Origin of the sequence: Alteromonas sp. MmMcT2-2, assembly GCF_022348305.1 — a bacterium.
GTDB lineage: Bacteria > Pseudomonadota > Gammaproteobacteria > Enterobacterales > Alteromonadaceae > Alteromonas > Alteromonas macleodii.
The window spans coordinates 171,291-198,130 of the sequence record NZ_JAKRFA010000008.1; the positions used below are offsets into that span (position 1 = coordinate 171,291).

The window sequence follows — 26,840 nt, forward strand, 5'->3', positions numbered from 1 at the left end:
TATCTGCCCATTAGCTAAAATCTTTAATGAAATTATGGCCTCGCACCAAAATGCAAGGCCATAACGAGTAGTTAGAACGTATAGTTTACGCCTACTTTAAGCAGTGTTGCATCATTTAGATCGTTTAGATCATCTGAATACCAAGTCACGTCAGTTTTAAGTGCAAAACCTGGCTCAACGTCGTAACGAAGACCAACAGTAACTGCAGACACGTCTAGCTCCTGTTGAGCAGCAATACCTGCCGCAGTTTGGTAAATACCCGACGAGCCATTTGCGCCGTTCCACGTAGCATCTACCACGGCATCGCCTGTCGCAATCGTAGCTGGTAATGCAGCAATTAAACCTAGCTGAGTACCATTATCCGCTTCTTCAACTTCGTAAGTAATATGTGGTGTAAACTTGCCAAAGCGCATACCCGCCGTAACGTACCATGCTTTATTATCGGCAATAACAGAGCCATCAACTTCTGTTTGGGTAAATTCTGCACCCACAAACCAATCGTAATTATCGATATCAACAGCCACTTCAAAGAAGGTACCTGTATCTTCGTTAACACTCAGGCCTTCAGCGGCTAAAGACGCCGCAGGAATAAAGGCACCATATTGATTTAAACCACCAACAAATGTGTCAAAGTCAGCATTCGCAGCACTTGTTTTAGCACGTGCAAGCAAAGTACGCGCACTGAACCAATCTCGTGTTGCTTCAAATGAAACAGCGACCACGTTTTCCAATTCTAACGCAGCAGGTGTTCCTGAAATGGTGGTATCAGCCTCAGTACGACCAACGGTAAACTGTGCACCATATTCCCAGTCACCTGAGTAGTTCATGTAGTCAACACGAACACCGTCAATGTTGTTGAAGTCAATGCCGTATACAGCATCTGGTGGTGTAAGCCAGTGATACGAGTAACCGATATCTAATGAAGCAGAATACTTAAATAAAGGCATGCGAAGACGGCCTGCACTGATGTTGAAGTTGTTGTTCAACATATAGGTCATGTACGCCCATTCAAAATCGGCGTCGTAATCTTCGCTACCACGACCAACCAGCTGGGCGGTCGCAGAGAGCTTATCGCTAACATCACCACGAACCTGAAGGCCAAATACACTTGCAGGGTCGAAGTTAAAGTCGCTGTCGTAATCGTATACTGACTCGTCATCGTCTAGTGTCATACCACCAATAAGGTTTGCAAAGCCGTTGATTTGAATATCAGCCAGTGCCGGAGTAGCTAACAGGCCAGCCATAGATAAGATAGCAAGTTTGGTTTTCATGCGTGTTCCTTAAATTCTTTGTATAAACGGTCAGTTAAAAGGTAGCGACTACTCGTACGCTGTCGTTAACAGCGCCAGCGTCGACGTAACCAATTGCGCCAGGGTTTCCGGCTACAGCAGATACAACTTCTGCATCGCTACCCAGAGCTTTTGGTGGTTGACCTTTACCGGTAAATACTAGTTTTGACCAAAACGCGGTTAATTGTGCTGCGGTTTTGTTTAATACCTTGCCGTTAAATTCATCAGTGGCAGATTGGCCTTCAGCTAACGCAACTGGCTCGGCTTGCGTACCACTTGGAAACGCCTTTGCTTTATTTAGAAATAAACGGCTAATACTATCTTTGTCGAGGGTGTCAGCGTTACTTGGATGAACAATAACTGCTACATCGGCAAAAGCTACGTTACAGCACAATCCTGCTGCAAGTATCCATTTCTTCATGATATGTCCTCTAGAGTCTGTTGAATGCTTGCTCTTCGCTTTTAACTTTCTTGCTAACCCGTTTGCACGGAAAGTGGAGCTTTTAAACGGCTTGAGACAAACATGTGCGTGTGTGCTCATACTCATACAACGGGGTAAGTATTGGTCACAATTGCCATATTCGCCAATTTGAGCGTGAAAATTTTAGCATTTAAAAATTAATGACTTATACAAGCGTTTGATTTTGGCGTGAAGTGTAGAAGAAGTTGTAAGTTAAGCAACTATACAAATGTCTAATACATTCCTTTATGCATTATGACCACAAATAAGAATTTATGATGAGAGCAGTGAAAAGAAAATTATTTTATCTTTTTCAGTAAGTTAAGGGGTTTCACCACAAAACACTTAGTGATAAGCGCTGATATTTGCGTATGTAAAAACATACGCGAAAGATAACCCTTATAGCCCCTTCCTGTATGTTTTTGAATCAGCCCTTGTTGAGCGTGTATTGAAGAAAATAAAGGCTAAGCGGGGCTTTACCCCGCTAATGGTTACGATTCGCCTTTTTTATAAGGGATTGACTGCTCCAGCGTCTCTATCTCCATTGTTCGTTGAAGTGGAGAACCGGTGTTTCTTGCCAGCCAACTATAAGCGGTGGGAACAACATAAAGTGTCATGAAGGCAGAAACGAGAACACCAGAGAAAATGACCATACCAATAACCATTCTGCTTTCTGCTCCTGGTCCAGACGCGAGTACAAGTGGTAAGGAGCTAAATACCGTAGTGAAGCCGGTCATTACGATAGGACGTAGGCGCTGCGCGGCTGCGCGTTTAAGCGCATATTCAAACTCCATACCGGCATCCCGTAGTTGGTTTGCAAACTCGACAATAAGAATACCGTTTTTTGCGGCAAGTCCAATTAGCATAACCAAACCGATTTGACTGTATATATTGATTGTCATATCGCTAAAGAATAGCCCGATATAGGCTCCAACAAGCGCCAATGGCACGGTCAGCATGATGACTAACGGGTGCACCCAGCTTTCAAACTGCGCAGCCAATATTAAATAAGTGACAGCGAGTGCCAGCATAAATACATATACAAATGAATTACCCGCTTCCTGATACAGCTGTGACTCGCCTTTGTAATCTATTGATACATTATCAGGCAGTTCTGTACTTACAATGTTTTCTAAATATTCAAGTGCCTGCCCTAGCGTATAACCGTCCGCCAAGTTGGCAGAAATAGTGACAGCACGCATTCTGTTGTAGCGATTTAACTGTGCTGACGTGGCTTGCTCTTCAAACGTGAGTAAATTGTCCATAGGAATGAGCTCGCCAGTACGGGATGAACGCACGTACAAATTTTCTATGCTGTTAGGGCTTCGAAAATCTTCCTCTATACCTTCCATGATGACATCGTATTCTTCGCCCCTATCAAGGAATGTTGACACCCTACGCTGACCCAGCATCACTTCCAGTGTGCCGCCAATATCACTAATTGATACCCCAAGATCAGCGACCCTGTCGCGGTTAATATTCACCAATAGCTGTGGTGAGGTTTCTTTATAATCGGAGTCTAGTCGAATGAGCCTTGGGTTCTGCGCTGCCTTTTGTAGAACAATGTCTCGCCATTCAACCAGATTTTCGTAGGTATCGCCTTGTAAGACGAACTGAACAGGACGGCCGAGGCCTCCTCCAGAAATCCCGCTGCGCATGATGGCAAACGCACGAACGTCAGGCACGCTGTTGAGTTTGGCGCTGATTTCATCCATGAGCGAAAATGTACTGAAATCTCGCTCATCCCAGTCTGCAGAACCGACAATTGCGATACCCGCATTACCGCCGAAACCAGGTGTTCTAACCAAAAGGCGATTGATTTTCCCACTCTCGCGGTAAGGCATTAAGATACTTTCAATCTTTTCGAGATTCTTTGCGTTACTTTCGAAACTAGCCCCTTCCTGCGCGTTCATCAAAATGAAGAAATTGCCTCTGTCTTCTTTGGGAACGAACTCACTAGCCACTTTTTCAGAAAGCTGTACCAATGCAACGATAGCAATAGCAAGCATAAGCAGCATCAGAATGGGCTGATGCAACGTTTTACCTAGCGTATTGAAGTAGCCGTTCTCAAGTTTAGAGAACTTCTTGTCCATCCAACTTCCAAAGCCAGACGATCGGGTTCTTTTTTTAAGGATTTTCGACGCCATCATGGGCGACAACGTAAGTGCGGTAAAGCTTGAAAACGCTACCGCAGCAGCTATGGCCAATGCGAACTCCGTAAATAGCCTTCCAATGTTGCCCTCAAGGAAAACCAACGGTACAAACACAGAGATAAGCACCAGCGTTGTTGCAATAACCGCAAACCCAACTTCTTTAGCGCCGCGGTAGGCGGCCAAAATAGGTGGTTCGCCCATTTCTATGCGTCGGTAGATGTTCTCAAGCACAACTATGGCGTCATCCACCACCAAACCGATGGCTAGCACCATAGCAAGCAGGGTAAGAAGGTTGATGGAAAACCCCAGTGCATACATCACGATAAAAGCGGCAATAATAGAGACGGGTACGGTAACTGCCGGAATCAACGTGGCGCGAATATTACCTAGGAAAAGGTAAATAACGATCACCACCATTAACATCGCGATACCTAAAGTCTCATATACTTCATCAATCGACGCCTCAATAAATACCGACGAATCATAGCTGGGTACAATAAAGATATTATCAGGAAGAGTGGCTTCTATTCTTTCAATTTGCGCTTTCGCTGCACGGGCAACGTCTAAGGTGTTGGCTTTGGACTGCTTTATAATACCGAGTCCAATCATATTGACGCCATCACCACGAAACTCGGTTTCGTCATCTTCTGCGGTTAATTCAACATGGGCTATTTCGCCAAGCCGCACAAGATAACCATTGTCACCTATCGCAACCGTCAGCGCGGCAAAGTCGTCAGGCGTAAGAAAGGTTCGCGCAACCCGTACTTCAAAGTTACGGTCAGTACTTTCCACTTCTCCCGCCGGCAATTCCACATTCTCGGTGCGAATGACTTGCTCTACATCGTTTACTGTAATGCCTCTTGCCGCCATTGCATTGCGGTCTAAGAACACTTTCATGGCATAGCGCCTGCCTCCCCCAATTTGAACTCGAGCGACACCGTCGACAATTGAAAGCCTATCCACTAATACGCGCTCAGCGTAGTCAGTCAGCTCCATGGTATTTAGGTTTGTGCTTCGCAGGTTGTACCATACCACGGCGCTTTCATCGGAATTTGCTTTAGACACCTCAGGAGGATCAGCTTGGTCAGGCAAGTTATTGAGTGCGCGACTTACTCGCTCGCGCACGTCATTCGCGGCAGCATCAATGTCACGAGAGAGCTTAAATTCAATAGTAATGTCTGAACGACCATTACGAGAGGTCGAGGTAACGTTTTTTATCCCCTCTATACCCGATATTCTATCTTCCAATAGCTGGGTGATCCGAGTCTCAACAATATTAGCCGATGCCCCTGTGTAGGTTGTACTTACCGAGACAATCGGTGGGTCGATATCAGGGTATTCACGCAAGCTCAACATGGTAAAAGCGACAATACCGAAAATGATCAGCAGTAAATTGATAACCGTTGCGAAAACAGGGCGCTTTACAGAAACGTCTGACAATAACATGACGATAGCTCCCTTAGCGGTTTAACACGTTAACCGGAGATTGGTCGCGCACCCGAAGCGTGCCTTCGGTAATGACCTCATCGCCTTCGTTTAACCCACTTACAATTTGCACCAGCCCGGGACGACGCTCACCAATTACCACTTCGGTTTGATGTGCAACGTTATCTTTAACGACATACACATACTGCTTGTCTTGAACGGGAACCAGCGCCTTTTCCGGTAATACCAAAGTATTCAGCACTCGCTTTTCAACAATTACAGTAAGCAGCATACCGGGGCGCAGACGATTATCTTGGTTGTCTATCGTCGCACGTACCCGAATAGAGCGGCTAATCGGGTCGAGTCGCGTGTCAATGTTAGAGATTTTCCCTGTAAACTCTTCTCCAGGGTAAGCCACCGAGGATGCACTTAATGCCTGCCCTTTAGCCACGCTTGCAAGATGGCTTTCAGCGATACTGAAATCGACCTTAATTAGACTGATGTCATCTAAAGTAGTGATAGTGTCACCAGGTTGCACCAAAGAGCCGATACTGATTTCGCGATTACCTAATAGTCCGCTAAATGGAGCGCGTATCTGCAAGTCATTTAGCTGAGCTAGCGCAACATCTAGCTGAGCTTGTAAGGCTTTAACCCGTGCTTGCTGCTCGTCAAGAAGTTGTTCAGAGGTAGCGTTTGACTGACGCAAGTCAGAAATTCGCGTGAACTGGCGTTTGGCCTCATCAATATTCGCCTTAAGTTCCTCTACCCTGGCGCGTTCTTCCGTATTGTTTAGCTGAACCAGTAACTCGCCTTCGGTGGCTTTATCGCCGTCTTCAAAATTAATCGTTTTTACGGTATCGGTGACTTGTGCGGTAATATTCACCGACTCATTGGCGGTAGCAGTACCTAATGACTCAATCGTAATGGGGAATGCCTGTGATGATACCAAGGCTGTTTTTACCGGCGTCGCCCGCACGATACTATTACTCGCGCTCTCTTCTTCGGGCATATTCAAATACACTACAACACCTGCAAGTAGTACTACGCCAAGCAACAAAGGCGATAAAGATAATCGTGAAGACATAACCTTTCCTATAGGTAAAAAAGTATCCCATCACGTATTTTTCAAAACGTTTAGGATACTCAAGTACACAAAATCCGCTTACGATTCTTCGCAAGCGCCGCTATACGTTAAGATTGTGTACTGCGTTATTATTGTTAGTTGTGTTATTTTTGCGTAGAGTCTGTCGTTTAATATTGATTATTTTTAAAACAATCACAAATAGCTTCTAGAGTATTTTACCCAAATCGATGGTCATCTTATTTCGCTTATCAGCTATATTCGCTGTTTTAACGCTTTTCGCATGTTCACAGTCTTCACCCAACGCGCCGGTTTGTCGCGTTTCCGATAGGCTTTTATCTCAACAAAACCAAGTTGGAGAAAACAGTCCAGCCCCTTTGATTGCTGCCGCGTGCCTAGTCAAAACAAATAACAAGGTACTGTTAGTAGAACACCGCCTTTCAGGTAAATTGGATTTTCCTGGTGGAGGGGTGCTTGAAAATGAATCGGTCGCCTGTACTGCACACAGAGAAACGTGGGAAGAAACTGGGTTCAATGTTGAAGTTACCCAATATTTATCCACCACACCTAATGGATTGGCTATATTTGGTTGTGATTTAGATGCTGGTATTGAGACCCTTCCAGACGCCTTCGATGCGCCTCCTTGGGCCAAATTAGAGATAAAAAAACTCGTAAAAGCCGACCCCTTTACCCTTGACCACGACGCAATGCGTTTCGCTGACGATCTTATTCCCTTGCGCGATGGCTACACCCAATTCGATATAACGCAGCACTGACAAAGCATTGTTCATTGTTGCGGGTATTGGTAAATTGTCACCATGAAAAGAATAGGAGAAGTGGCTTGTTTTCACTGCCAACCTTAAGCCTTAAAGGCAAAGTTTCTGAACAAGAATGGCAAACTCGTGTCGATTTAGCAGCATGCTATCGGTTAGTGGCAGATATGCGATGGGGCGACCTTATTTACACGCATATCTCAGCTAAGGTACCGGGCACTGATCATTACTTGGTTAACGCCTTTGGCCTGACGTTTGACGAGGTTACCGCCTCTAACCTGGTTAAGGTCGATTTAGAGGGTAACATCCTTGACGATACACCTTACGGCATAAACCCCGCTGGCTTCACCATTCACAGTGCTATCCACGAAGTGCGTCACGATGCCCAATGCGTTATTCACCTGCATACACTAGCCACAATCTCAGTCGCATCTGTCAAAGGCGGGCTTAAGCCCTGGAGCCAGTATTCAATGTTTTCGCTACCTTCACTTTCTTATCACAGCTACGAAGGTTTAGCCGTTGATGATAGTGAAAAGAAACGTTTGCAGGACGACCTTGGCGACACTAATCACATGCTTTTGCCTAATCACGGCGGTCTAACCCTTGGTCCCACCGTTGGCGACGCCTTTATGCGCTTTTACGATTTGCAGCGTGCGTGCGAAATTCAGCTTGCCCTGATGCAGTCTGATGAAGAGGTTATCGAGATACCGCAAAGCATTATTGATGGCATATACGCACAGGCTAATGTGGTTCACAGCGGCGAAACAGGCGGCCAAAAAGCATGGCCTGCCATGCTTCGCAAAGCTTACAAACTAGACCCGGGCTTCTGCGAATAATTTAGCTTAGCCAGCTAAACGCCAACTTATTTCAAACAGGAATTGTTTATACATTATGAAAGTCACCAAAGTAGAAATTTTTGATATCGAATGCCCTAAGCGCCCTCAGTGGAACCCGGTTTTCGTACGCGTTTACACCGACGAAGGTATTACCGGTGTGGGCGAAGCAGGACTGGCTTATGATTGGGGTCACAGCGCCGCTGCACACATGATTAAAGAAATTGCCGAAGCCATGCTGATTGGCTTTAATCCTTTTCACACTGAACTGCTTTGGTCGAGAATGCTGCGCGAAGGCTTTTGGGGATTAGGCGGCGGCCCGGTTATTTATGCTGCGATGAGCGCTATTGATACTGCACTTTGGGACATTAAAGGCAAAGCGCTTGGCTTACCGGTTTACGAATTACTGGGTGGCAAAACTAATGGCAAGCTCCGTAGCTACGCTAGCCAGCTACAGTTTGATTGGGACAAAGAAGTAACCAAGCTTAACGACCCCGCTGACTATGCTCGCGCCACTGAAAAAGCACTTAAAGATGGTTACGATGCGGTTAAAGTTGACCCCATCGTTTACGATAAAGACGGCAACACCCATTTCGACAGAACCAAACTATTCACTAAGCCCGAGCTTAAACTTTTCAAAGCCCGTCTTCAGGCGATTAGAGACACAATGGGCGAAGATGGCGACATCATCTTTGAATGTCACAGCTTATTAGGTGCATCAACGGCTATCCAACTGGGTGACATCGTTGAAGAAATTGGCTGTCTATACTACGAAGAGCCAGTGAATTACCTTAACTCGAAGCTTCACGACAAAGTAGCGAAGAACGTGAACGTGCCTATTGCGGGCGGTGAGCGCTTGTACCACCGCTGGGATGTACGCCCTTACCTTGAAGACCAATCTATTGATGTACTTCAGCCTGACGTTGGCCTTTGTGGTGGTTTCACCGAAGCGAAAAAGGTGTGTGACTATGCCGACATTTACGATGTACGTATTCAGGCTCACGTTTGCGGAGGCCCTGTAGCGACAGCGGCAAGCCTACATCTAGAAACGGCCATTCCAAACTTCTTAATTCACGAGCACCATACCTACGCTATTAAAGACTGGAACCGTGAACTTTGCATTCAAGATCCTCAGCCAGTAAACGGCTTCATTGAAGCGCCTGACACACCGGGAATTGGTATCGATCTAAACGATGAGGTGGTTTATCGCTCGCCGCACATGACGGTAACTGCGCTTAAATAAAGCTGAAATCCAACGGGTTTATTGAAGGCAATAAACCCTAGGCTAGTTCAGCAGCTTAAGTAAGCTAGCTTTATGCGATGTCGTACCATCGCTTCGCATTACCATACAGCAGCGCCGCTTTTTGTTCTTCAGAAAGCGGCGTTATCATATTGCTGAACCCTTGCCACAGTGCTGCATAAGGCATTCGCCACTGACATAGCGGAAAATTGCTGGCAAACATCATGTGATCTGTGCCAACGGTGTCCAGCAAGGTTTCAAAAACATAAGACGCACGTTGCCACAACCAACGGCGATCTTGCATTTCTAATCCCGAGAACTTAAACACAACTTGCTGCGTTTCATTCAAGTCGCGAATATTCTGCCGCCATGTTTTAAACGCAAAGCTATTTACATCAATCGGCGCTATTGCGGCATGGTTTATAGCCACTTTTAGCGAGGGTGTTTGTTCTAGTACCGTTAGCAGCGCATGCACAGCATTGCTATCTGTAAGATTTAACTGCGCTTCAAAAGACAAGCCTTGCGACGCCATATGATGAAGCCCCCATTTAACTTTAGGGGTGCGTAAAAGTACTTTAGCATCGTCATCTAATATGTGACGAAGCCCACGTATTGAGTGGTACCGCTTTAGCTTATCGATATGACTGCCGACATTATTTCCCGTTAAATCGATACACCCAACTGAACGGAATGGCAGCGTACAATGACGCTCCAAGAACGCAATTTCACGCCAGGGTCTTTCGTTATCGTAACCCGCTTCAATGTGAACAAAACCGCCTAACTGCCCTAACGACGCGCGATAGAGCATGTGCTCTGTAGTATGTTTTGCAATCGCTTTTTTATCTGGCCAAAAAGGGGCATTGGCTGGTTTCAGCCAACCATAGTGCCCTTCGTTTGAGGCAAAGAAGTGAATATGAGGGTCTATCCAAGTGATTGAAGGCTTGCTCATCTTTGTTTATAAAACCTTGGTTTATGCTATTGCTGATAAGGCATTTCGCGTTGCTTTTCTATTTAGCCCTATCTATTGTGCTCTTTCTATTGTGCTGTGTAGCCCCCATCCACCGCATACAAGCTACCCGTGATGAACGACGCTTTGTTGCTGCATAGGAAATAAGTCAATTCAGCTACGTCTTCGGGCTGGCCCAAACGTCCAATAGGCTGCGCAGCGGCTTCTTCGGCTACTACTTCATTTTTATCTGCCCCAGAACGTGCCACGTAATTATCAATGGCGTTATGAAATAGCGGTGTTTCGATGGTACCCGGGCATACCGCGTTAACGCGAATATTATAGGGTGCATAGTCAAGCGCGGTGGTTTTCGCCATAGACGCCAATGCACCTTTGCTGACACCGTAGGCGAACGAATTGCGCTTTCCAATAAAGGACTGATCTGAGCCCATCACCACAATCGCGCCGCTGCCCTGCTCTTTCATGGTTGGCAGGCAAGACTTAATCGCGCCATACGCCCCTTTTACGTTCAAGTTTAGTACCTTATCAAGCAGCGCTTCATCAGTGTCTTCAATCGTTGCTGAAACATGTATACCGGCATTACACACCAATGCGTCTATGCGTTGATAAGAACTAATAACCTCATTCACCGCGGCTTCAATATTACGCACAACACTTACATCACACGGCTTCCAGATAGCATTAGGTAACGCTTGCTCAAAGTCTCTGATATCTAAATTAATGACTTGATAACCGTTTTGACTAAACAGCTTGCATACCGCAAAACCGATACCCAAGCTTCCCCCCGTTACAATGCAAACCGGGATCTGCGCATCATCACTGCTATGTTTAAGGTTTTTCTTCGCGCTTTCTGGATTCATGTTTTTATGTACCGTGTTGCTTATGCGTATGTGAACGGGTTATTTCAATGTAGGCTAAGCATGCCAGTGAGAATTTGAATTGCAAGCGAGCTTACCACTTGAGTTCGCTTTTCTATATTAACATCAATACGTCAGTCATCATCATCAGAGCCTGTGTGACCTTTGCTGCACATTTAAAGTCAACGAGTCTTGGAAAACCTATGTGTTTCTCTCATGTCAGTCCGCATAGGTCATTACCCACATCATCCAAATTTATTATTAACTTTCCTTTAACGGACTATTCGGACTACGCTTTTTGTGACTATAATAGACAAAATTAAAACACTTGTTTGAAAAAGGAGTCATCCATGCCTCTGTACCACGCCCCTACGACTGATTTTCAGTTCTTGTTAAAAGACTGGCTTGGACTTGATGCTCACTACGAAAAGCTCGGTATCAGCGACTTTGATAGCGAACTTGCCAACGAAATTATTGCACAGGGTGCAAAGTTTGCTTTGGATGTGGTTGCCCCTCTTAACCGTGAAGGCGATGAAGAAGGCTGTACACTAAAAGACGGCAGCATTACCACGCCTAGAGGCTTCGCTGATGCCTATCAGGAATATGTTGCTAACGGCTGGAATGCAATGCTAGGTACTGCCGAGTACGACGGGCAAGACTTGCCGTACACCATGGCTGTGCCTGTTCACGAAATGCTAAACGCGGCGAACTTAAGCTGGCGTTTAACCACCATGCTTACTGAAAGCGCCACACTTGCGGTTACTAAGCACGCCAGTAAAGAATTAAAAGATATCTACCTTGCTAAGCTAATCAGCGGTGAGTGGACAGGTACCATGAACCTGACCGAACCTCACGCAGGAACAGATTTGAGCTTGCTTAGTACCAAAGCTGAGCCACAAGGCGACGGCAGCTATAAAGTCACCGGTAATAAGATTTTTATTACCGCAGGCGATCATGATTGGAGCTCGAACGTTATTCACCTTGTTCTAGCTCGTCTGCCTGATGCTCCCAAAGGCGTTAAAGGCATCAGCTTATTCTTAGTGCCCAAGTTCCTTCCAGATGCTAGCAATGAGCCTGGCGAGGCGAACAGCTTGTCAGTGGGAAGCATCGAACACAAAATGGGGATCAAAGCGAGCCCGACTTGCGTGATGAATTTTGACGGTGCAACGGGTTACCTTGTTGGTGAAGAAAACCAAGGCCTAGCATGTATGTTCACCATGATGAACGATGCACGCTTCCAAGTAGGTCTGCAAGGTTTAGGGGCGGCAGAAGCCTCTTACCAAGGCGCGCTGACCTATGCCCGCGAACGCGTTCAGTCTCGCGCACCTCAGGGAATTCAAAATCCAGAAGGCAAAGCAGACCCGATCGTCTTTCAACCTGACGTAGCGCGTATGTTACTTACGCAGAAATCACTGATTGAAGGCTGCCGTGCACTTTCACTTTTCTATGCCAAGTTTATGGACGTTGAGAAGCTTGGTGAAGGTCAAGAAAAAGAAGATGCCGACAAGATACTTCAGTTTTTAACTCCAATCTGCAAAGCTTTTATGACGGATATGGGCCTTGAGACCACCAGCCTAGGTGTACAAGTATTTGGTGGTCACGGCTTTATTCGTGAATGGGGTATGGAACAACTTATGCGCGACGTGCGCATTGCTATGTTATATGAAGGCACCAACGGTATTCAGGCGCTAGACCTTATTGGTCGTAAGCTTACCCGAGATGGCGGTCATATGATGGAAGCGACCTATAATGCGTTTAACGCTTTGGTCAACGACATTCAAGACAGTGAGGCGAAGGGTCTGGCTCAAGGAATTCTTGATGACTGGCGTGCATCTTCAGCCGATTGCTTAGGTATGGATGCAACCACCGCTGCAGCTGCTGCTTGTGATTACTTGGCATACAGCGCCTATTCCTTGATTGGTGTACTGTGGTACAGCATGGCTGACAAAGCGCAGGCATCAGGTAATGCGGTACTTGCAGCGTCTAAGATGAAGACACGTGACTTCTATATGGAACGTATCTTGGTACGTCGCGATGCGCACAAAGCCGCTTATAAAGCTGGCTCTGAAAGCACCCTTGCAATATCAGGTAATGAGTTTGATTATCTGTAATTAGCGCATGCTTTACGCCCATAACATATGGGCTTAAAAACCAAAAAAGGTCACATATAGTGACCTTTTTTAGTTTAATAGTTATCGCGCGGTACTAGTTGTTTGCCGCTACCTGCGTCGAAAACGTGTCTGCAAACCAATCATTCAACATGGCTTTTTCGTAGGTTAACGACTCGGTCCTATTGCGGCGGATTGTCGATTCCATAAAGTCCATGTCTTTGAGTTTTACATTTTCGCCACTTAAAATGACTTGTCCTTCGGCATCGGTCAAAGAATAACTAAACGCCATTCTTGGAATGTCGATGCGCTTAATGATGCGAACGTCACTCCCACCACCTGTGCCAAACCCGACGAACTGACTAGGCCATACTTGCCCCGCTAAGTCCACATTAGTCACTGTCATAGACAGCACTTGAGATTCAGGTAAATCACTAGCTAACTCAACAATGTGCTGTTCCAAATCTTCTAATGTTCGTTCGCGGAACCGTTTGCGTGACTCATTAGTCGGCTTAACATCGCTATACGTTTCAGGTTCTTCCCAAGTAATCTTTACTTCTGCCGCTTGGGTGGGAGCGAAAACAGCAAGAAGTCCAACCGCAGTGGCACAACCTAAATAAGAAAAAGTACGTAATTTATTCACTTTTATGCTCCTAAATTCAGTCGTTTAAACTATGAGTTAGCAAGACATTTAAAAAAGCTTTACGTGCAGCAATTGCCGGCTTTTATATCAGCTTTATATTTAACCAACCTGGTTAAGACTGGCTAGTCTCGCTTTGCTACTTGCATAACTGACGACTGTTTAATGATTAGGCATAGTTGAACGCGTTTAGTTCCCGTAAAGTTGGGGTTTATATCGTCCTTCTCACAATAGGTGTGATAAAAACGTTTAACGCTTGCGCTATCAGCGGTGATTTGCTGAACATATGTTTTCTGGTAAGGCTTTAAGGGACTCAGCTGGACATTAATTTTATCTTGTAAACTACGCAGTTCTTCTCGCTCCGGTAAGGTTGCGATTGAAACTAGCCATTCAGAAAGCGAGTTCTGGATATCTTCAAAGAGATACTGAACAAAAGGAGACCGCAGCACAATTACCAAAACAATAATTTCAGCAGCGATGATAAAGAACCTTAACATGACTTCTCAGCTAACTTTGACAGACGTTTACTACAGATAGCGCCAATTTTTTTAGCACCTTTCTTACTATGTGCTCAACTACACTTTGCCAAATTACATTTTCACAATGCTCACTGTACACGATTCAAACAGTAATTGACCACATTATTATCGACGATAATAGGGTCATATCGGTTTACCTGTAAATACAGTAAACTATACTCATGTATAGTAGGTAACGCCTAATCGTCAATGTTGGGTATCAAATGGCATCTGGCCGTTATATTAATCCTCATTATTCACGTAGCTGTATTTAACTATTTATAAAGTTACATAGACTGAGGAAATCAAGATAAAAAACGACTTATGTTCTGAAGTTTCAGTATTGACTGAAACTTTAAAAAGATACACCATACGCTGCATTATTGATCTACATTAAATATGACGTTTTGAACGCAGTTTTACTGCACAGGCAGTTCGTTACGTCACATAAGGTTAAGCTATGAATGAACAAATACCGGTAAAGACCGTTACACCGGTAAAAGTACATAAACCCAAAGGTAGACCTGAGGGTAAACGCCACGACTCTCGTAGCCGTATCTATGTGCGGGCTGTACAAGGCCCTTTAGAGACGTTTAGACGCATGTTTGGCCTTTTCTTTTTGGGCCTCTTTGCCATCATTCCATGGATTCAGTATAACGGGCATCAAGCCGTGCTACTCGATATTGGTGAGCAGCGATTTACTATATTCTCACTAACCTTGTGGCCTCAAGATCTCACTTTACTGGCCTACATATTTATTGTTTCCGCCTTTGCTCTGTTCTTCGTCACCACTTTCGCTGGTCGAGTGTGGTGTGGATTTATGTGTCCTCAAACAACGTGGGTATATATTTATACGTGGTTCGAAGAGAAATTCGAAGGCCCGCGCAACAAGCGTATAGCGCTGGATGCACGCAAAATGGATGCAGATAAATTTTTGCGTAAAACAGCTAAGCACACCGCTTGGGTATTGGTAGCGCTGTTAACGTCTTTAACCTTCGTTGGCTATTTTACGCCAGTTGATGAACTGTTTATCGATTTTGTGACATTTAACACCAGCTTCTGGGCAGGTTTATCGGTTATTTTCTTTGCCGTATGTACCTACGGAAACGCTGGCTACATGCGCGAAATCATGTGCACGCACATATGCCCGTATGCGCGTTTTCAGTCTGCCATGTTCGACAAAGACACGTTTACTGTATCGTACGATGCAAAGCGTGGAGAGCAACGCGGCCCGCGACCACGCAAACTTTGTCACGAGCAAGTAAAGGAAAAAGGGTTAGGCGACTGTATAGACTGCAACCTGTGTGTTCAGGTATGCCCAACCGGTATCGATATTCGAAATGGCTTACAATACGAATGCATCAACTGCGGTGCCTGTGTTGATGCCTGTAACGGTGTTATGGATAAAATGGGTTATCCTAAAGGCCTGATAAGCTTTACCTCTGAAGAAGAACTAGCTGGCGGTAAGACTCACATTTTACGTCCGAAGTTAATTGGTTATTTTGTGGTTTTAGTGGTGATGACAGGCTTGTTGTTTGCCAATATTTGGATGCGCAGCCCCACCGAAGTTGACATTATCCGCGACAGAAACTCGCTATACCGCGAAACGAATGAGGGACTAATTGAGAACGTTTATACAATAAAAGTACTTAACAAAACACAGCAAACCCAAACCTACTCTATTGCTGTAAAAGGTTTGCCTGACTATAAGTACATTGGTGAGCAAACTGTAACAGTTGAAGGCGGTGCGGTGTATAGCACGCCAATTTCAGTTGCAACTGACGCCTATAATCTGGAAGATACGGTTACCGATATTTTTATCAGTGTAACCACCACTATTGATGGGGAATCGGTTACTGTTGATGAGCCAACAAAGTTCCTTTATCGATGACAGATTTTTCATTCTCTGGCCTTAGCCCAGACACCATATTAGATGCCCTGGAAAGTCAGGGCATTTTTCTTCAAAGCGGTTTGCTAGCACTAAATAGTTATGAAAACCGCGTCTATCAGTTTTTGGCTGAAGACGGTCAGCGCTATGTAGCAAAATTCTATCGCCCAGGTCGATGGACCGACGCTCAAATTCTTGAAGAACACGCGTTTGCTGCAGAGCTAATCGAAAACGAAATTCCATTGGCTGCGCCCATTTCTCTCAATGGCAGCACGCTGCATCATCACACCGTGGCCGAAACTGACTATCGATTTGCGTTATTTCCTTCGGTAGGCGGCAGGCAATTCGAAAATGACAACCTTGATCAACTCGAATGGATGGGGCGTTTCATTGGCCGTATTCACCGCGTGGCCCATGCTAAAGGGTTTGCACATCGTCCCTCGGTTGATATTGAAAGTTACCTCGATGAGCCGAAGCAGGTGCTTATGCAAAGCACACTGCTGCCAGAGCATCTAAAGACAGCATTTTTTGCCATACTTAACCCCGTTATTGATGCCACGAAAAAAGCGTATAAGCCAACATCAAGTATTCGGCTTCACGGTGACTGCCACCCAGGCAATATACTGTGGCGCGATGGCCCTACCTTCGTTGATTTAGATGATTGCCGCATGGGCCCTGCTATCCAAGATTTGTGGATGATGCTAAGCGGCGACCGCCAACAACAACTATTGCAGCTCGATACTTTGGTTGAAGCATACGAGGAGTTTCACCCGTTTGATACTGCACAACTGCCACTTATTGAGCCCCTCCGCGCTATGCGAATGGTGCATTACATGGCATGGCTTTCACGACGCTGGGAAGACCCTGCTTTTCCGCGGGCATTTCCTTGGTTTGCTGAAGACAAATACTGGGAAGGCCAAATACTTGCTCTGAAAGAACAGCTATCGGCCCTTCAAGAGCCCCCACTGAAATTAGGATATTGAGCCAGCCCCTTTACTGCTGAAAAAACGCTTTTTCCATGACCGTTGTCGATAATCTTATGGCGGTTACGAAAAAGCGTAAGGTATAAGAAACCATATTCGCTATCACTTTTTAACTTAGATATAATCGACAGTGTGTAGGTGCTCTTGTCTAGCTCCGTATTATACCAGTCCGCATAGATAATTACCCACTCAGCGAGAGTTAAAATGTTCGTAATCGCGGCGTGTTACCGTAGGTATAGTGGTTCTACATCAAGGTAACACAACAAAGAGTACGAACATTTTAAACTCGCCCTTCGGGAAGGTCTGGCAAGCTTCCTAGCTGCATTCTGGGAATTTGAAAGGGAACAGCCATTCCTGCATTCCCACGCTTTGCTATGAAGCTTGCCAGCGCCTTCTGAGTGGGCAATGATCTATGCGGATTGGTATTAACTACGGCGACAAGGGTTAAACGGGAAATCAGTGAAAAACTGATGCTGCCCCCGCAACGGTAAACTCAACGCGTTGTCGTTTTCTTTTCATACGCCACTGTCTTTTATGCGTTAGGTATTTAACGCCATTAGATGGGAAGGCAAAAGAGCTATTACATTTTTAGTAATGGTGAGTAAGCCCGGATACCGGCCTGTACTTCATGGTGTCGTTTGCTTGCTCACATCCATAATTAAGCAAAAACGCGCACTTTCCCTAATCATGTGCTCGGGTGGAGCGCATCAAAGACAACATAAAAACCATGCGTACACATTTTACTAAAGCAGCCCTTAGCGCTGCAGTTATTTCGTGCTTAAGCACACCTGCCTTTGCTCAAACTTATGACCAAGATATTGAAACCTTAACAGTAACAGGCACGCGTTTGCCTATTTCGTTAACCAAACTTCCTGGTTCAGTTTCGGTGCTAACTGAAAGCGACATTAAAGCTTCGGGCGCACTTCAACTTACCGATCTAATTCGCGGCCTACCTGGCGTTAGCTTGTCTCAGTCAGGCAGTCCTGGTGGCTTAACAGAGCTGCGCGTGCGCGGCGGTGAAACCAACCATCTACTTGTTTTAATTGATGGCGTTGTTGCCAACGACGTAGGCCAAGGAAGCCTGGTTGACCTTGCTCACTTAACTAGTACAAACGTGGTGCGCATAGAACTTCTTCGAGGCCCGCAAAGCGCAAGATGGGGCAGCGGGGCTATCGGTGGTGTATTGAGCATTACTACGAAGTCAGGCCAGTTTGCCGATAATGCGTCACACGTAGACTTCTCTGCTGGCGTTGGCACACAAGGTACATTGCAGGGCAGCATGAACGCGCGCTCGCAAAGCGATAACGTGGGTGTTTCAGCATACGCCAGCTACATTCGCACCGACGGCGACAACGTATCTCGTGTTGGTAACGAAGATGATGGCTACGATAACATGACCGCTGGTATTAATATTAATTATGCCGCAACGTCGGAGCATACGTTAATAGCTAACCTTCGCACGGTTCAGTACGAGAATGATTACGACGGCACTGATTTTGTGACGACAGGCCTTCCTGCTGACTCAGATAACGTGACGGATGGTTCACAAATTAGTGCGAAATTAAGATGGGAATTTGCTCCGGAAAATACAGGTTATCGCTCAGCGCTAAGTGCGCATTATCGCAAAGACGATAACGATAACACCGAGTCAGGTGCAGACACTGGCGGCACCACTGGTGAGCGCATAGAGTTAAACTGGACAGGTTTCTATACCATGGATAACTGGGATTTTGCTGGTGGTGTTGAATACCTACAGCGCCTTTTTACCCAGCGCGGCCCAATTGCATTTGGCGATCCGAACCAGAAGCAGCACGACAATACTTATAGCGTATTTGCCGAGACAAATGGCCAGCTAACCGAGTCGCTAACCGCAACACTAAGCGCACGATTCGACAACAACAGTGAGTTCGACAATGCCGTAAGTTATCGCGGTGGCCTTACGTGGCAGCTTAACGATTACTACGCTGTTTTTACCAGCTATGGTAAAGCTGTTAAAACCCCCACCTTCACCGAGCGCTTTGGCTACTTCCCTGCAAGCTTCATCGGCAACTCAAACTTAGAACCTGAAACCAGTGAAGAATGGGAAATAGGCGTTAAGGCAAACTGGAAATCACTGTCTGCACAAATCAGCGCATACACTACCGACCTTGAAGATGAAATCAATGGCTTCGTATTTGTGTCAGATTTGGGTGCATATAGTGCCGATAATATCGACGGTGAAAGCTCACGAGAAGGTATTGACCTAGAACTTAACTGGGACAGTGGCTATGGTGATTTTACCGCAGCGTATAGTTATCTAGATGCGGAACAAACCGACAATGGTATAACCACCACTGAACTGCGTCGTGCCCGTCACCAAGGCTCATTAACCTACAACACTGACTTTGGAACCCAGAAGTTCAGCTTCTATACCAAGCTAGCTTACACAGGAAGCCATTACGACACCTTCTTCCCTCCTTACCCTGAACCGTCTCAGACATTGGCGCTATCAGCCTATACGCTTGCAACCGTTAATTTGGGCTATCAGATAGATAAGCAGTGGCAGGTTTCGTTGAAAGTCGACAATGTGTTTGATACCGATTACGAAGACATCGTGGGTTATGCTGGTCAAGAGCGCCGTGCTCTGCTTCTTGTTAACTACAGCATGTAAGTGATGTAACGTTAATGAACCTTCTGTTGAGCGTTGCTTAAAGGCAAAACTCAACGTGCAATTAACAGACAATGAAGGGCTATACATGGTTATAGCCCTTTTTCTTTGAGTTTCTGTTAGGGCCTGATGATTCAGACTCTGTTCATCATGCGTATATAAAATACTGCATTTACCTAAACCTTGAATCGCGTTTTTTAGTGAGCTTATCGCGTAGTAAGGCATTGAAGTAGAACAGGTCCTAGTTAAGCGAACAAGCCTGTGATAATCTCGGTATCGATAATAGTTTTTTGAACATAGGATTATATTCCATGAAAAAGTTTGCAGTAATGTTTGTCATGGCAATGCTTTTGCCACTAACAGCCTGCGCTCAAGAGCCGGCGTCTAAATGGAAAGAAGGTACTCACTATACTGTGCTTGATAAAGAAGCTACAGATAAGCCAGTAATTACAGAGTATTTCTCATTTTGGTGCCCTCACTGCTTCCAGTTCGAGCCAATCGTTGCACAGATTAAAGAAAAGAAAAGCGACGGTACTAAATTCAATAAAGTACACGTTAACTTTATGCGCTTCACTGGGCCTGAAGTTCAGGACGATGCGACTAAAGCCATGCTAATTGCCCGCGCGATGAAGCAAGAAGACGCAATGAATAAAGCAATCTTTAACTATATCCACAAGCAACGTGCATCTATCACAGGTTTGAAAGACCTTCGTAATATCTTCGTTGTGAACGGTGTAGATGGTGAAGAGTTTGATAAAATGGCTAAAAGCTTTGGCGTAAATAGCATGGTACGTAAGAATCAACAGCAAATTGATGAGTATCGTGAGCACTTAACTGGTGTGCCAAGCTTCATCATCAACGGTAAATATCAACCTACATTTACCGCTGACATGACCTTTGACGATATCGCAGATCTAATCGTGTGGTTATCTGAACAGAAATAATTTGGTTAATAATTTAGCCACTCATTATATTTTGAATAATTAAATGGGCGCTCAGGCGCCCATTTTTACGCCTTGGAGCATCCCAATGTATGCAGTAAGTGACTTTGCTGACTTTATCTGTGAACTTGACCAGCTAAAAGCAGTTAAGCGCCAGATCACCCTTCCCTGTGATAACTATCGACAGGAAAACTCCGCAGAGCACAGCTGGCATGTTGCATTAATGGCAAATATGCTAAGCGAATATGCGGCTAAACCCATAGATGTGACCCGCGTTATTCGCATGATCCTTATTCACGATATTGTGGAAATTGATGCTGGCGACATGTTTGCTTTCAATCATCAAACAGATCACGACGCACAAGCCGAGAAAGAAGTAGCTGCCGCTAAGCGCATTTTTGGTTTATTGCCGAGTCCACTTAGTAGTGAAATGCTCGATTTATGGCTTGAGTTTGAAGCAGCGGAAACCGCCGATGCAGAATTTGCAAAATCAATGGACCGCGTACTTCCCGTATTTCAAAATATGAAAGACAACGGAGGAAGCTGGAAGCGTCACGGTATTGCAAGGGAGAAAATTGAGAAGCGTAATGCTCACCTTAAATCTTGCGCACCGGCTTTATGGGACTACGTTATGCAGCAGCTTGATGTGGCCGTTGAAAAAGGCTGGCTAAGTCAGTAACGACTCAGCCAGACCTGTAGTATTAATTACAACATAACGTTGTAATAGTGTATTGCAATTAGAAGCGTGTACCAATCCACATCCAGAAGCGATTTGTATCCGCCTTTATATCTCCCGCATCGTAAGTACCGTACTTAATGCCAAAATTGTACTTACCTGCAAACTTCTTCGTATACTGTACATTAATTTCGCTGCCTAAGTCGTCAGCACCGTTACTGCTGTCGTCAGCGCTGAAATCGTGGTAAGCCAAAAGCCATTTACCACCGGCTAGCCCACCTGATAGAGATAACTTAAGATCTTTTAAGCCCTGTGCTGGCGTGCCCAAGAACTGATCAGTCCAACCGTTGAATTTGTGCAGCGTAGCTAGCGGCGTTGCAAACCCGTACAACCCATCGTCAGAACCTAGTATTTCGTAATCGACCTTAGCCGTCACGCCAGAAAACGTGGCTGCGACATACGCATTTAAATAAGAGGCGTCAAAGTCGGTGGCCGTTTCGCCCGCGCCAGCTTCGCTTGATTGCGTGGCAAACTCACCACCGTAAGCCCAACTCACGCTCTCACCTTTCATCTTTCCGTCGTAGCTCACGCCATACGTGTCCAACGCGTTATCCGTGTCGTTGTCCACTTCTAAAAGGTAAGCGTAAGCCACAAACTTGCCAATTTTGGATGTATAAGTAGCATGAAGAATATGATCTTTAGAATCTAAATCTGCCGCCTCAGCAAAAATGCGGTTGCGTTTGTAAAGATAGCTATAGAATAGTTCTAGATTGTCTGTTGCCGCATATTTAGCGCTTACGGCATCAAAGGTCTGGCGGTCTTGTCGCCAGCCAACGTGGCCAACAAATCGATGGTCATCCAACGTAATTACTTGTCGCCCTACTCTGGCGGTAAAGTTATCTTCCTTAAACTGAATAAAAGCTTGATCAACTTCGGTAGTTTCAGGGTCGGCAATGACCGAATACTCACCTACGTTAAAGCCAGTAGGCCCCACAGTAAACTCATCTTGCCCAAGTACAATACGACTGTCTTCAACCTCAGCGGTAAATGAGAAACCATTAACGCTACCCGAACTAAACCCTAGACGCGTACGCAAAGTCAGTGCACTTGCGTCTTCTAACGCATTGTCTTGATCAACAGCTTCGTAGCGTAAATTCAGATCCGCCCATGCCTTTGAATCGCTTAATGCGCTGTGAATGTCAGCGGCCATTACGCTTCCACCCAATACTGTCAAAACAGATGCTGTTAGCATCTTAATGCCAAAGTTTTTTAACGTGTTCATGTGTATTCCCTATCGGTATTGATGAGGGCCTGCTGGCTTTTGCTGTACATTTTTTGCAGCGGTCTGTGTGCCATCTAGGCAAGGCGGATGTTTGACGGTTTAGTGGTTCTAAATCGAAAACATTCAACGCAGTATAGATGGCACACAGGCGCTGCCCGAAGGGGTCGTTATGGAAGCCTTTTACTCTTTGTCACAGTCCTTTAACTTAGCCCACTAGGCTTGCAGGACTGTTTCGCGATTAAAAGGCTTCCATTTAGACCAAAACTTGTACAACAAAGGCCAACAGGCCCAGAAGTCAACACTTACCCAGCCAGCAGTAGAATGCTGGTTAAAAGTGATGGTTTTGGTTAGTTGGCGGAAAAGGCTTCCGCCCTAGTCAGGTGCCGATAAAGCTAGGCGGCATCTGACTTCTTAGCGTCTTTTTTTTCAGATGACACCCCGCTGGGTTTTGCTAGCTGTTGTGAATGTTTGTTAGTTGTAGGCGATTGGTTGGCGCGTGACGAAACGGTTTCAACCTTCTTTTGTTTGTCGTAAAGGAAAGTTAAGACTTCATGTCTGTAGTGGTTGTACTGCTTGTTATCTGCAAGTGCTAATCTATCTCGCGGACGCGGCAACTCAATATCTAGAATTTCGCCAATGGTGGCTGCCGGGCCGTTATTCATCATAACAATGCGGTCTGATAGCAATACCGCTTCATCCACATCGTGAGTAATCATAATAACCGTGTTACCCAAATCAGCATGAATTTCCATTAGCGAGTCTTGAAGGTGAGCGCGAGTTAGGGCGTCTAGCGCACCGAACGGTTCATCCATTAGCAGCACTTTTGGCTCCATTGCCAACGCTCGTGCAATGCCCACTCGCTGTTTCATACCACCTGATATTTCACTGGGTAATTTATCAAGGGCGTGGGTCATGTGCACAAGCTCTAGGTTGTGCATGATCCAGTCACGCATCTCGTTTTTACTCTTGCCTCGCATGGTCGATTTTACGGCCAGCTCAACATTCTTGTATACCGTAAGCCAAGGTAATAAAGAATGGTTTTGAAAGACTACTGCGCGTTCAGGTCCAGGCTGCTTCACTTCTGCGCCATCTAAAATTACGCCGCCGGTAGTAGCTTGGTGCAAACCTGCGACGATATTCAGCACCGTTGATTTACCGCAGCCCGAATGACCAATTAACGACACAAATTCACCTTTGCTGATTTTAAGATTTACATCTTGAAGCGCAGTAAATGGCCCCTTCGGTGTGGGGAAGTCGATACCCACCTGCTCTAACTCTAAGTGTTTAGTGTGCATAAAATTCTCCTCAAAATTAGCGTAGTACGCTCGACTTGTCCCAGCTTACAGCGCGCTGAATCGATAACATTAGGCGGTCTAGCACAAAGCCAATAGCGCCAATGGTGAGCACTGCGACCATGATTCTCGCTAGCGACTCTGAACTTCCGTTTTGGAATTCATCCCACACAAACTTTCCTAGGCCCGGGTTTTGGGCAAGCATTTCTGCCGCAATCAGTACCATCCAGCCAATACCAAGCGACAATCTAAGTCCTGTAAAAATCATGGGGATAGAAGATGGAAGTACTATTTTGGTGAGATGAGCAAACGGCGTAAGGCGCAATACCTTACTTACGTTGATTAGGTCCTTATCAATATTTGATACGCCTACTGCGGTGTTAATAAGGGTTGGCCATAAACAACAAAGCGAAACCGTAAAAGCAGAGGTCACGAATGATTTAGAAAAGGCCGGCTCATCGCTGACATAAAGGGCACTTACCACCATAGTCACCAGCGGCAGCCATGCCAATGGAGACACAGGCTTAAACAACTGGATAAGTGGATTTATTGCGGTGTAAGCAGATTTACTTAGACCACATAGTATACCCACGGGAACCGCCACGACTGATGCAATTAAGAATCCAACCATGACGGTGTAAAGGCTTGTCCATATCTGATCAAAAAACGTTGGCGCACCGGTGAATTCTCTAATTTTTGGCTGATAAGTAGGGTCCTGCGCTACACGCGCTGCATTTCTTGCTTCTTGACGTTGATAGAAAGCGTCTGCTTTTTCGCGCTGTGCAATATGCTCGTCAATTAACGCACCGGCTTGCTCAAAAACTTGTGCGGGCCCTGGGAACTGCCCCAGCGACGTGTCGATACTTTTTGCTACACCATTCCAAATGGCCAAAAACATCAGCAAGCCAATAACAGGCAGCAGCAACGCAGGCGTGGATTGATATAAACGGCTCAACAAAGAGTTGGCGTTTGACGGCGACGATGGAAGGCGAAGAATGGTTGTCATCTTGCTCATTGCTTGCTCCTGACACATGATGTGCGCTATTGCGCGGTTTATGCCCCGCCCTAGTTAGAACTGAAGTCGGGGCCATTGAACCTGACACTTACAGTACAGTGTCGCCCTTAAGTCCTATCTTAAATTGCTCTAAATAAGCGTTAGGCTTGCTTCCATCAAACGTCACGCCATCAATGAATTCGCTCTGAGGCGGCTTGTAGCCTGTTTCCGTTGCAAACTCAGGGAAATCAGACGCTTTAGCTTTACCTTCGGCAATGAGTGCTTTAGCTGCCTGAGCATAAACCTCAGGTTTATAGACTTTTTTAGCTGTTTCTTTATACCAGTCGTCAGACTTTGCTTCTGAAATCTGGCCCCAACGGCGCATTTGTGTGAGATACCAGATAGCGTCGCTGTAATAGGGGTAGGTAGCGTTGTAGCGGAAGAACACATTAAAGTCGGGCACGTCGCGCTTGTCACCCTTCTCGTATTCGAAAGTACCTGTCATGCTGTTAGCCAGTACGTTTTCATCCGCACCTACGTAGTTACTCTTGGCAAGAATCTTTACTGCTTCAGGGCGGTTAGCATTGTCATTCTCATCCAGCCACATTGCCGCACGAATTAGTGCTTTAACCACACGAATGTGCGTATTAGGGTATTTTTCTGCCCAGCCTTGGCTTACGCCGAACACTTTTTCAGGGTTATTTTTCCAAATTTCGTAATCGGTGATCACAGGTACACCAATACCTTTGAATACTGCCTGTTGGTTCCAAGGTTCGCCCACGCAGTAGCCATAGATAGTGCCGGCTTCCATCGTCGCTGGCATTTGCGGTGGAGGTGTTACAGACAACAGTGCCTGAGCGTCTATTTGACCTGCTGTGTCACCTTTATGCGGCGCATAATATCCAGGGTGAATTCCACCTGCCGCTAGCCAATAGCGTAGCTCGTAGTTGTGCGTAGAAACCGGAAAGACCATTCCCATGTTGAACGGCTTTCCTGCGTTGCGGTATTCATCAACCACTGGCTTTAAATAATCGGCCTTAATGGGATGTACTGGCTTGCCATTTTCCTGTGGAATATGCGCCTTCATTTTGTCCCAAATTTCATTAGAAACGGTAATACCATTTCCGTTGAGATCCATGCTGAACGCTGTTACCACATGCGATTCCGTACCGAAACCAATGGTCGCGCCAAGGGGCTGACCAGCCAACATGTGGGCGCCATCTAATTGGCCGTCAATTACGCGGTCAAGCAGTACTTTCCAGTTAGCCTGTGCTTCCAACGTAACGTAGAGGCCCTCATCTTCAAAAAAGCCTTTTTCGTACGCCACAGCAAGCGGTGCCATATCAGTGAGCTTGATAAAACCAAACTTAAGTTCTTCCTTCTCAGGCCAGCCTACCGCTGGCGCTTGTGCTGCCACACTCGCAGAAAAACTTGCTACAGAGACGGCAAGTGCTGCACATACTCCAGCACTCGCCGTTCGAAAGCGTTTTAGCAGTGATGTTGTCTTTAACCCAGTCATACGTGTTCCTCGTAGCCAAAAAAAAACCCACCAGCGTACGACGTTTAACCGTCGAGCATGGTGGGCTTCGTTGCCGTGTTTGTAATATCGGAGTTCTTACAAACGCATCAAGTTGTTAATGGTAAGTCAGGAATTCCCGCTCACACACCTCATCTTTAAGGGAGGTTTATTAAAAGCTTTAGCTTATAAAACCATCTTTATTTTTTATTATTATGCACTTGCCATAAATGCCGGAGATGATGATGCTTCCTTACCGTTCTCCGCTGAATCCTAT

Annotated in this window: 21 protein-coding genes and 1 riboswitch; of the genes, 9 read left to right on the plus strand and 12 right to left on the minus strand. The window is 45.7% G+C overall.

Features of this window, described 5'->3' with window-relative positions; all coding sequences use genetic code 11:
- Positions 1–71 precede the first annotated feature (71 nt).
- The 4 genes from MHM99_RS07390 to MHM99_RS07405 all read right to left on the minus strand — a co-directional run bounded on the left by MHM99_RS07390 (position 72) and on the right by MHM99_RS07405 (position 6,411).
- Complete coding sequence (locus MHM99_RS07390) at positions 72–1,271, minus strand: hypothetical protein (protein WP_049587029.1); 1,200 nt, start codon at positions 1,269–1,271, stop codon at positions 72–74.
- Positions 1,272–1,305: 34 nt separating this feature from the next.
- Positions 1,306–1,710, minus strand: a complete 405-nt coding sequence (locus tag MHM99_RS07395) for a phosphate ABC transporter substrate-binding protein (protein ID WP_039224509.1) — start codon at positions 1,708–1,710, stop codon at positions 1,306–1,308.
- Between the two features lie 530 nt (positions 1,711–2,240).
- On the minus strand, positions 2,241–5,348 hold the full coding sequence (locus MHM99_RS07400) for an efflux RND transporter permease subunit (protein ID WP_049587028.1): 3,108 nt from the start codon (positions 5,346–5,348) through the stop codon (positions 2,241–2,243).
- A 13-nt stretch (positions 5,349–5,361) separates the two neighbouring features.
- Positions 5,362–6,411 carry an efflux RND transporter periplasmic adaptor subunit gene (locus MHM99_RS07405; protein WP_049587027.1) on the minus strand — a complete coding sequence of 350 codons (1,050 nt, stop codon included), beginning with the start codon at positions 6,409–6,411 and terminating at the stop codon, positions 5,362–5,364.
- Between the two features lie 227 nt (positions 6,412–6,638).
- Here MHM99_RS07405 and MHM99_RS07410 point away from each other — a divergent pair, with 227 nt between their 5' ends.
- The 3 genes from MHM99_RS07410 (at position 6,639) to MHM99_RS07420 (ending at position 9,257) form a co-directional block, all read left to right on the plus strand.
- Positions 6,639–7,184 (plus strand): NUDIX domain-containing protein, encoded by a 546-nt coding sequence (locus tag MHM99_RS07410; protein WP_049587026.1) that lies wholly within the window; start codon positions 6,639–6,641, stop codon positions 7,182–7,184.
- A gap of 65 nt (positions 7,185–7,249) precedes the next feature.
- Positions 7,250–8,017, plus strand: a complete 768-nt coding sequence (locus tag MHM99_RS07415) for a class II aldolase/adducin family protein (RefSeq protein WP_049587025.1) — start codon at positions 7,250–7,252, stop codon at positions 8,015–8,017.
- 55 nt (positions 8,018–8,072) lie between these two features.
- The gene (locus MHM99_RS07420; protein WP_014975676.1) at positions 8,073–9,257 is read left to right on the plus strand and encodes a mandelate racemase/muconate lactonizing enzyme family protein; all 1,185 of its coding nucleotides are present in this window, start codon (positions 8,073–8,075) and stop codon (positions 9,255–9,257) included.
- A 70-nt stretch (positions 9,258–9,327) separates the two neighbouring features.
- Here MHM99_RS07420 and MHM99_RS07425 read toward each other — a convergent pair whose 3' ends face one another.
- Both MHM99_RS07425 and MHM99_RS07430 read right to left on the minus strand, forming a co-directional pair.
- Positions 9,328–10,203 carry an amidohydrolase family protein gene (locus MHM99_RS07425; protein ID WP_239218748.1) on the minus strand — a complete coding sequence of 292 codons (876 nt, stop codon included), beginning with the start codon at positions 10,201–10,203 and terminating at the stop codon, positions 9,328–9,330.
- Between the two features lie 86 nt (positions 10,204–10,289).
- Positions 10,290–11,081 carry an SDR family oxidoreductase gene (locus MHM99_RS07430; protein ID WP_039224914.1) on the minus strand — a complete coding sequence of 264 codons (792 nt, stop codon included), beginning with the start codon at positions 11,079–11,081 and terminating at the stop codon, positions 10,290–10,292.
- A gap of 347 nt (positions 11,082–11,428) precedes the next feature.
- Between MHM99_RS07430 and MHM99_RS07435 the strand changes: the two genes are divergently transcribed.
- The gene (locus MHM99_RS07435; RefSeq protein WP_239218750.1) at positions 11,429–13,189 is read left to right on the plus strand and encodes an acyl-CoA dehydrogenase family protein; all 1,761 of its coding nucleotides are present in this window, start codon (positions 11,429–11,431) and stop codon (positions 13,187–13,189) included.
- Positions 13,190–13,283: 94 nt separating this feature from the next.
- On the opposite strand, the gene MHM99_RS07440 is transcribed toward MHM99_RS07435, so the two are convergent.
- Positions 13,284–13,829 (minus strand): DUF3016 domain-containing protein, encoded by a 546-nt coding sequence (locus tag MHM99_RS07440; RefSeq protein WP_239218752.1) that lies wholly within the window; start codon positions 13,827–13,829, stop codon positions 13,284–13,286.
- A gap of 122 nt (positions 13,830–13,951) precedes the next feature.
- A complete protein-coding gene (locus MHM99_RS07445; RefSeq protein ID WP_239218754.1) occupies positions 13,952–14,323 on the minus strand; it encodes a hypothetical protein in 372 nt (123 codons plus the stop codon).
- Positions 14,324–14,804: 481 nt separating this feature from the next.
- Here MHM99_RS07445 and ccoG point away from each other — a divergent pair, with 481 nt between their 5' ends.
- The 5 genes from ccoG (at position 14,805) to MHM99_RS07470 (ending at position 21,482) form a co-directional block, all read left to right on the plus strand.
- Positions 14,805–16,235, plus strand: a complete 1,431-nt coding sequence (gene ccoG, locus MHM99_RS07450) for a cytochrome c oxidase accessory protein CcoG (protein WP_239218756.1) — start codon at positions 14,805–14,807, stop codon at positions 16,233–16,235.
- Positions 16,232–17,215 carry a serine/threonine protein kinase gene (locus MHM99_RS07455; RefSeq protein ID WP_239218758.1) on the plus strand — a complete coding sequence of 328 codons (984 nt, stop codon included), beginning with the start codon at positions 16,232–16,234 and terminating at the stop codon, positions 17,213–17,215. Before ccoG ends, MHM99_RS07455 begins: the two co-directional genes overlap by 4 nt.
- Before the next feature lie 403 nt (positions 17,216–17,618).
- A riboswitch (cobalamin riboswitch) is annotated at positions 17,619–17,853 on the plus strand.
- Positions 17,854–17,942: 89 nt separating this feature from the next.
- Entirely contained in the window at positions 17,943–19,865 is a 1,923-nt protein-coding gene (locus tag MHM99_RS07460; RefSeq protein WP_239218760.1) for a TonB-dependent receptor, read from the plus strand.
- A gap of 308 nt (positions 19,866–20,173) precedes the next feature.
- A complete protein-coding gene (locus tag MHM99_RS07465; protein ID WP_168534372.1) occupies positions 20,174–20,806 on the plus strand; it encodes a thiol:disulfide interchange protein DsbA/DsbL in 633 nt (210 codons plus the stop codon).
- Positions 20,807–20,891: 85 nt separating this feature from the next.
- Positions 20,892–21,482, plus strand: coding sequence for an HD domain-containing protein (locus MHM99_RS07470; RefSeq protein WP_014948247.1), 591 nt, complete (start codon positions 20,892–20,894; stop codon positions 21,480–21,482).
- Positions 21,483–21,540: 58 nt separating this feature from the next.
- On the opposite strand, the gene MHM99_RS07475 is transcribed toward MHM99_RS07470, so the two are convergent.
- The 4 genes from MHM99_RS07475 to MHM99_RS07490 all read right to left on the minus strand — a co-directional run bounded on the left by MHM99_RS07475 (position 21,541) and on the right by MHM99_RS07490 (position 26,566).
- Positions 21,541–22,761: an alginate export family protein gene (locus MHM99_RS07475; RefSeq protein WP_239218762.1), complete on the minus strand. Its 1,221-nt coding sequence runs from the start codon at positions 22,759–22,761 to the stop codon at positions 21,541–21,543.
- A gap of 392 nt (positions 22,762–23,153) precedes the next feature.
- A complete protein-coding gene (locus tag MHM99_RS07480; RefSeq protein WP_039224488.1) occupies positions 23,154–24,056 on the minus strand; it encodes an ABC transporter ATP-binding protein in 903 nt (300 codons plus the stop codon).
- A gap of 16 nt (positions 24,057–24,072) precedes the next feature.
- A complete protein-coding gene (locus tag MHM99_RS07485) occupies positions 24,073–25,068 on the minus strand; it encodes an ABC transporter permease (RefSeq protein WP_039224486.1) in 996 nt (331 codons plus the stop codon).
- Between the two features lie 88 nt (positions 25,069–25,156).
- Positions 25,157–26,566 (minus strand): CmpA/NrtA family ABC transporter substrate-binding protein, encoded by a 1,410-nt coding sequence (locus MHM99_RS07490; RefSeq protein ID WP_239218764.1) that lies wholly within the window; start codon positions 26,564–26,566, stop codon positions 25,157–25,159.
- Positions 26,567–26,840: the final 274 nt, after the last annotated feature.